The 8,107-nt window shown below is 71.0% G+C and carries 3 protein-coding genes; 2 read left to right on the top strand and 1 reads right to left on the bottom strand.

All coding sequences use genetic code 11. The features are described from left to right. A partial coding sequence (locus tag MCM47_RS44330; protein ID WP_305068075.1) for a LamG-like jellyroll fold domain-containing protein occupies window positions 1-5,958 on the bottom strand: 5,958 nt, incomplete at its 3' end. Between the two features lie 445 nt (window positions 5,959-6,403). On the opposite strand from MCM47_RS44330, the gene mycP reads away from it, so the two are divergent. Both mycP and MCM47_RS44320 read left to right on the top strand, forming a co-directional pair. Next, window positions 6,404-7,615 (top strand): type VII secretion-associated serine protease mycosin, encoded by a 1,212-nt coding sequence (gene mycP / locus MCM47_RS44325; protein ID WP_238951544.1) that lies wholly within the window; start codon window positions 6,404-6,406, stop codon window positions 7,613-7,615. Window positions 7,616-7,690: 75 nt separating this feature from the next. Further along, window positions 7,691-8,107: hypothetical protein (locus MCM47_RS44320; protein WP_238951644.1), on the top strand; the 417-nt coding region annotated here is incomplete at its 3' end.

The following is an 8,107-nucleotide window of genomic DNA, read 5'->3' as shown; positions in this document are numbered from 1 at the left end:
GCGACCGCCGGTGTCGACCGCGCTCTGGCGGCCGTCCAGGTACAGGGTCTGGCCGCTGTCGTCGGCCGTCAGGACGGCCTGGTGCCAGTTCCCGTCGTTGACGGTGCGGTCGGAGGTCAGCGTGTAGCCGGACCAGCCCATCCAGAACTGGCCGTGCAGGCGGCCGTCCGAACCGACGTACAGCGCGTCGTTCCAGTGGGCGTAGGAGGGCCGCGGGGTGTCGACCGGCCAGTCCTGGTAGCTGTACAGCGGCCCGCCGTCGGTGGTCTTGAACCAGAGCTCCATGCTGGCCGGGCCCTTGCTGGGGGCGGCGTCCGCGGGCAGCCGTAGGAAGGAAGTGCTGCCGTTGAAGACGGCGGAGCGCTGGTTGTTGTAGTCGCTGGTGGGACCGTCGGCGTTCAGGACGACGTCCTGGTAGGTGCCGGAGGTGCCGTCGGGCAGCGCGGTGCCGAGCTCGTCGAGCGCGTACCACGATCCCGAGGGGTCGTTGAGGCGCCAGTAGCCGTATGCCCCGTTCTGGACGACGGTGGAGCGGTAGGCGCCGGCGGCGTCGATGCCCCCGGGGGGTCCCGAGGTGGTCGCGGCGCGGTACTGGGCGGCGATGGTGCCCGCGCCGAGGGCGTAGTTGAAGATCGCGAAGTCGCTCAGCGCGCCCTTGAAGTGGCCGGCGGAGTCGGTCGGCGCGGCGGGCCAGCTGTCCGTGGTGCCGGCTCCGAGGTAGGCGTAGGCCGACCCGTTGTAGGTGATCGGGAGCCCGGTGGCGTTGGCGGAGGCCTTGGCGCCGTCGAGGTAGAGGGTCTGCCCGGAGGAGTCTCCGACGAGGGCGGCGTGGTGCCACTTGTCGTCGTTGACGGGTGCAGGTGAGACGGTGCCGTTGGCAGGGTCGCCGCTCCACATGGTGCCGTGGAGCCTGCCGTCGGTGCCGACGTACAGCGCGGGGTTCCACCGGTCCGTCGAGCCGTTGGGACGGCCTTCGACCGGGAACGACTGGTAGCCGTAGAGGACACCCGGGCCCGTCGTCTTGAACCAGAGTTCGACGGTGGTGGCCCCGTAGGGCTTCGGAGCGATGTTGCCGGGCAGCTGGATGTACGAGGTGGTGCCGTTGAAGCCGGTGGTGGCCGAGGTGCCGGAGGCCCAGGGCCCGCTCTGGCAGCAGGTGGTGCCGTGGTTGGTGCCGCGGTTCTGGGCGAGCGCGGCCGAGGAGACGACCTCGGTGACCTGATTGCCGCTCCTGTCGTCCAGGCGCCAGTACCCGGTGGGGTGGGCGTCGAGGACCGCGGCGTCGTACTGCGCCTGGCCGCCGGTGAGCGCGGTCTGGTACAGGGCGGTCGCCCTGACCGTGTCGAAGCCGTGCGGGAAGGCCGCGACGTCGGCGATCTGTCCCTTGAAGTGGCCGGCGGAGTCGGCCGGCGCGGCGGGCCAGCCGCCGAAGACGGCTCCGGCGCCGAGGAACACGTGGTCGGTCCCGTTCGGTGCGATGGTGCCGTTCAGCGGGCCGGCGGCCAGGGTGCCGTCGAGGAAGAGGCTCTGGGAGGTCGGGCTGTCGGCCGACAGCAGGGCGAAGTGCCACTGGTTGTCGTTGACGGCGCCGCCGGTGGCCAGGGTCTGGGCGGCGTCGCCCATCCAGAGCTGGGCGCGCAGACGCCCGTCGTTGCCGATGTACAGAGCGGGGTTCCAGCGGCTCGTGGTCCCGTTGGAGCTCCCGCCGACCGGGAACGACTGGTAGGAGAGCAGGACGCCGGTGTCACTGGTCCTGAACCACAGGCCGAGGGCTCCCGGTCCTGCCTGCGGGGCGTAGGCGGCGGGCAGTTCGGCCCAGGACGTGCTGCCGTTGAAGGTGGCCGCGACGGCCCCGGGGAACGGGCCGGTAGCACCGAGGGCGACCTCGGAGTAGTTGCCGCTGTTGGGGGTCGGGCGGGGCGTGTAGACCTGGTTGGCGGCCTGGACACCCGCGCTCTCGGACAGCCGCCAGTAGCCGGCGGGCCGGGAGCCCATCACCTGGCCGCGGTACTCCTGGGAGGAGCCGGAGACGGTCGGCGCGTTGAGCTTCCAGGTGCCGCCGTTCTCGTCGGTGACCTCCGCCGCACGGTCCTTGAGGGTGTCGTAGGCGACGGAGAGCCTGGTCTTGCCCGAAGGGAGCTTGAGTCCGGACAGCTCGGGCGAGGCATGGCTGCCGGCCTCCCAGAGGGACGCGGCCGCCGGGGCGCCGAGCGTGCGGTTGTAGAAGGCGACGTCGCTGATGCTGCCGGAGAAGTAGTTCGCACGACCGGTGTAGTCGTACGGCGTGTCCGGCCAGCCGGCGCTGATGAAGCCGCCGCCGACCGCCTCCGACCGCTGACCGGGCGCGATCACGGCGCCGGGCAGACTGCCCTGGGCCTGCCCGTCGAGGTACAGGGTCTGGGAGGTACCGGCTGCGGACAGCAGGGCGAAGTGCCACTTGCCGTCGTTGACCGCGTCCGAGGAGTCGATGGTGTTGGACGGCCCGTTCCAGAACTTGGCGTGGAGCTTCCCGGACACGCCGACGTAGAGCGCCGGTGTGTAGTTCGCCGGTGTGGCGCCGCTGCCGGGGAAGGTGTCCGCCTGATAGCTGAACAGCACGCCCCAGGCGGAGGTCTTGAACCAGAGGCCGACAGAGGTGTACGAGGACGTGTCGAGCACGCTCTGCGGGAGCGTCACGTAGCCGGAGGTTCCGTCGAAGGTGGCCGCCGTGGCCGTCGACGCCGTCGGACCGGGGGTGCCGAGCGTCACGCCGCTCGCGGAGTAGTGGGCGTTGTCGTTGCCCTGGTTCTCGATCACCTCGCTGACGGCCGTGTCGCCGCCGGCCTCACCGAGTCGCCAGTACGAGACGGGGGCGGAGTCGAGCACCGCCGAGCGCAGGTGGGATCCCTCGTTGTAGCTGTACGTGGTGCACGGGCGCGCCGTGTTGGTGCCGGCCGGGGGTGTGCACACCTGGTCCAGCTGGTCGGGCTTCGCGGCATTGTACGTGTACGTCCACGTCAGGGCCGTGTTCCAGTCGGTGCCGGTGACCGGGTCCGTGTACACCTTCGCGACGTGCCGGCTGTCCGCGGTCCACTCCAGGTGCAGGGCGCGGTGCGACGCCACGTCCGTCACCGTGTCCAGCCGGCCGTCGGCGTAGTGGAGGCTCTGCTGGTGGCCCGCCGAGTCCGTGACCCCCGACAGGGCGTGGCCCCCGTTGGAGGCCGCGTGGAACTCGTAGCGGGTCCCGCCCTTGACTTGCAGGTCGTAGCCGCCGTCCGGGGCGGTGCTCAGGGACTCGAACTCGCCCGGTGGCGGCGTGAAGACGCTCCCGCCGTGCGGGTCCGCGCCGAAGCGGGCGGCGCGGCCGTTGGCGGTGGTCAGGACGACGGAGCCGGTGCCGTCCGCGTCCGGCTGGACGCGCATGTCGAACGCCGAGGTCCAGCCGGCCCCGAAGAGCGTCGAGGTGCGGGGGTCGAGCGAGTTGTAGGAGCGGGTGACCGCCAGGGCCGGGCCCACCGTCTTCACCTCGGCGTCGGTGGCCTCGGTGGTGTAGTTGCCGACCTTGGGGTCGAAGGTGCGGCCCGAGGCGTCGCCGGCCGCACCGCCCAGGTGCGAGGTGATCAGCGGTTGCTGGACCTCGGTGGAGAAGGACGCCGTGTCGGACAGCGGGCTCTCCCCCACGTGGTCGCCGGCCTTGACGTTCCAGAGGTAGCTCTTGCCCCACTCCAGCACGCCGGCGGGGACCGCCCAGGACGTGCTGGGCTGCCAGCCGGACTCCGCGATCAGCTGGGGGTCGCCCGAGGACGGCTTGGTGTAGACCCGGAAGTCGTAGTCGAGCCCGAGGCCGGGGTAGTTGTCGACGTCGTGACCGATGGCGTACAGCTGCGGCTGAAGACCGCCGACGACGGAGCCCGACAGCGGGGCCATGAGGTCGAGTTGGGGGTTGAGGGCCGCAGCCGCCACCCAGGTGCAGTTCTGGTACGGGATGCCGTAGGTGTCGAGCAGCGAGGCGGTGCCGTTCACCAGGCCGTCCCAGCACAGCTGGTAACTGCGTCCCGGGGCCATCGGCGGGATGGTGGCGGTGAAGGTCACCGACTCACCGGACTTCACCAGGCCGGGGACACCGGTGGTGGTGCCGGCTCCCGGCCACAGCTCGTTCCAGTTCTCGTCGTAGAAGCGCGGGCGGACCCGCATGCTGTTGGAGTTCCACCAGTTCGCCGCGAGGTTGGTCATGGTGACCTGCTGCGAGCCGGGTGCCACCGCCGTCGGCGGGACGTAGTTCGGCGGGACGGAGTAGCTGGCGGCCCAGTCGACGTAGGTGAGCTTCAGGTAGGGCGGGAACTTGGTGTTGACGCTGTCGAACTTCTTCCACGCCTGGATGTCACGGGTGTCGGAGGTCAGTGCGAAGCCGTAGTTGGGGGCGCCGTGCGTCCAGCTGTTGACCAGTTGCACGCCCGCGGTCGTGGCCGAGTCGCCGAGGTTGAACGGCACGGTGACGGGCGAACCGGGGCAGTAGTTGCTGTTGGGCGCCTTGAAGGAGGCGGAGGCGATGGCCGCGGGGTCGAAGGGTACCTGGGAGGCGTTGGTGACGCCGGCAGGGTTCCAGGCCGAGGTGATCGCGTGGACCACGACCTCTCGCTGGAGGCAGCCGCCGCTCCAGATGGCGTTGAGGTTCAGCTCGGCCTTCTGGATGTACATGTTGCCGAGGTTCGAGCCCAGGGAGTCGAAGACCAGGTAGCTGATGTCCGAGGGGGATCCCCCGTTGTAGCTGCCGACCTTGAGGGTGTCCTCGCTCGAGTGGTTGTAGGAGTTGGTCGAGTCCACGTAGGTCGACCGGGTCGCGCCGATCTGGCCGGTCGGGTCGACCTTCACCGGGAAGACCCGCCGGGGGTCCTTCAGCCATCCGGCGTCGATGTCCATCACCAGGGCCGGCTTGCCGTCGATCGCGGTGAGCCGGTAGGTCACGGCGTCGGAGTGGGCCGGCTCGCCGGAGTGCGGGTCGACCGCCGAGTCTTCCATGAATCCGCGCGGGATCGTCATCCTGGCGTGGCCGCTCTCGTCGGTGAACTGCACGTTGCCCGCAGCGTCCAGGGCGGGCGACAGTCCGGTGACGGTCAGCGGGAACACCCAGCTGGTGGGCGCGGAACCGCTGTGCAGGACCAGCGACTCCTTGATCCCTGCGGCGAGGGCGTTGTACACCACGTCGGTGTCGGGCAGCGCACCCGGATAGGTCAGCTTGTCCGTCGCCGCGACGGCCTCCACCGGCCGCGCGTCCTGGAGGCTGTACGACAGGCGGTGCCCCGGGTCGATCGTCCAGTCCAGCAGCACCGGGCTGTCGGCCTTCGGCGCGAAGCTGAGCGCCTGGTCGTTCGCGGCCTCGGCCCACCGGTTGTCCCTGCGGCGGGACAACCCGGTATCGATGTTCTCCCAGGTCCCGTCGGCCTTCTTGTAGTGGACGGGTCGGGTGTAGACGCGCATCGTCTTCGTGCCGTCGGAGTTCTCGAACACCGAGGTGGTCGGGGTCCTCGCCCCGGTGACCTCGGCCGCGCCGGCGGGGTCGGCAGGGGCCACCCAGGCCGCGGAGGAGTCCTTGGTCGGCGCGGTCCGCCCGGCCGTCGCCTCTCCCGCGCTCCTGGGCGCGTTCTCGTCGGCCTTCCGGCGGCCGCGCCCGGTCAGGTCCGGCGGTGTCACCTGGACGCCGGCCACGGGCTGCTGCGGCTCGGGCGTACGCAGCTTGCCGGGGCCCTGCGCGGTCGCCTGCCCGGACAGTTCGCCGGGGGCGGACGTGTGTCCGGCCGATACGCCGTCGGCGGCCTTTCCGCGGGACGTCTCGGCCGCGCCGACCCGGTGGCTCAACCCGTCGGTGCGGCCGGCGATCTGCGGCGGCGTGGGCGGTGCTGCAGATCGCGCGCCCGAGGGTGCGAGCCGTTCGGCGAACGCCACGGCGGGCTGGATGGCCACGGCCTGGACGAGGAGCATGCACAGGAGCGCCGACAGCCAGCGTGCCCTGCCCCATACGGTGGTGCCCCGAGCAGGTCCGACGAGACGCGCGAAAGGAACTGCGTGTTCGCGGGCGCGGTTGCTGGTGCGGCCTATGAGCGAAGCCGTGTGGCGGTGCGAAAAGCGACGCAAGGCCGTCCCCAAGGTAGGCGGATGCGGAGTGCCACACCCCCTATGGGCAGGCCCACGAACGTTCTATCGACCGCGCGCGAGTTCCGTCCAGTCACAAATGCGTTCTTCCTCACGGGAATTGACGATGTATGGGTCAATTCATCACCAAATGATCTAGGCAAAGGTCTGCTAAAGACCGCCCGGACTCCATTCCTCCGGTACACCCGCTCGTCATCCGTGGATACGATCTGTACCCGCCCGGGGGCACCCCTGGGTCACATGTGTTCGTCAACTTCCGTTCGGGGGAACAACTTTGTCCGGTCGGCGCCGCTTCGTCCACATTGGTGGCGCTGCGCTCCTCGCCCTGGCCTTTCTGGGCGCGACCTCCGCGAGTCACGCGGAGTCCATTCGCGCCGGCGAATGGCCCCTCGATTCGGGACATTTCAGGGCGGACGAGATCTGGGCGACCAGCCGCGGATCCGGCACGACGGTGGCCGTCGTCGACAGCGGGGTAGCCGCCGACCATCCCGATCTGGCCGGCCGGGTACTCCCCGGTGTCAGCCTGCTGGGGGACGGCGGTGACGGCCGGACCGACACCTCGGGCGACTCCCACGGCACGGCCATCGCCGGCATCATCGCCGCCGGCGGAGGGCCTGCCCCGGGCGACGGGATGACAGGTCTGGCGCCGGAGGCGAAGATCCTCCCGGTCCGGGTCGGCCCGGGCGGCCAGATCTCCGCGTCCGCAGTCGCCCGCGGCATCGTCTGGGCAGCGGACCATGGCGCACAGGTCATCAATATCTCCGTCGGATCGCCGGATCCCGACCCGCTTCTGCGACAGGCCGTCAGCTATGCGATGGAAAGGGACGCCGTCGTGGTCGCCTCCGCCGGAAACGACGGGGACAGAGGAAATCCCGCCATGTATCCGGCGGCCTTCCCCGGTGTCGTCTCCGTCTCGGGAGTCGACTCCGCCGGGGTCTTCTGGCCGTCCAGCGAATCCGGGCCGGGTATCGTCGTCGCGGCACCCGCCGTCGGGATCCTCTCCACCAATGACCAGGGCAGCTACGTCAATGCCGACGGCACCAGCTACGCGGCCGCGTACGTCTCGGCCACTGCCGCGCTCATCCGCTCCAGTCATCCCGAATTGAGCGCGGGCCAGGTGATTCACCGCCTCATCACCTCCACGATCGAACGCCTTGACCGTCCGGACGCGAAACTCGGGTACGGCAGGCTGGATCCGCTCGCCGCTCTGACCGGTGTCCAGGACGCGGCCGGCCGCGAGAACCCGCTCCTGCGCCCCCGGGGGGCCGAGCCGTCCGCCTCGTCGTTCCCCACCGTCCCGGTGGCAGCGGTCGCCGCCGGGTCTGTCCTGGCGGTCTCGGCCGTGGTCCTCGTACGGCTCCGTTGGCGCCGCCGACCCGCACCCCCGGCACCCGCGCGACCCCGGTCCGCCGGCGGCGGGGGCAGGAACAGGGGCAGCCAGGGGACCCGTCGCTCGGAAAGGCCCCGGAAGAGCCGCCGTTCCTGACCGTCCCCCCCGTCTCCCCCCCCCCCTGCCCGCCGTACCCGCCCAGCCGTGTCAGCCCCGAGGAGAGTCCCTCCGATGCCGCTCCGCTCCCTCCACTCCGGCCGCAGGCGGCTTCTCCCGGCCGTACTCGTTGCCGCGGTCGCCGCCGGCCTGGCCGCACTCGCGCTCGTCCGCGGATCCGGGAACGACCAGGCTCCGCCACCCGCCCGCGCGAACGACCTCTCCGGACGCGCCACCGCGTGCCTGGCCGCCGACAGTGCCACGGCCGCGGGCAACGACACCGTCTCCTCGGTCTGGACGGCCATGCAGAAGGCCGGCACCCAGCACGGCACCAACGTCCAGCAGATGATCGCGCCCGCCATCGATGCCGGTCAGTCCGGCCCCGTCCTCGCCGGGTTGGTCACCCAGCGCTGCGACCTGATCGTGACCGTCGGGGCTCCGTTCGGTCAGGCCGGTCCCGCACTCGCCTCGGCGGTGCCGTCGCTGCGGATC

The sequence above is a fragment of the Kitasatospora sp. A2-31 genome (genome assembly GCF_022288725.1).
Classification (GTDB): Bacteria; Actinomycetota; Actinomycetes; order Streptomycetales; family Streptomycetaceae; genus Kitasatospora.
Note: the sequence above shows the minus strand (reverse complement) of the source record. Positions and strands in the feature narration are given on the sequence as shown.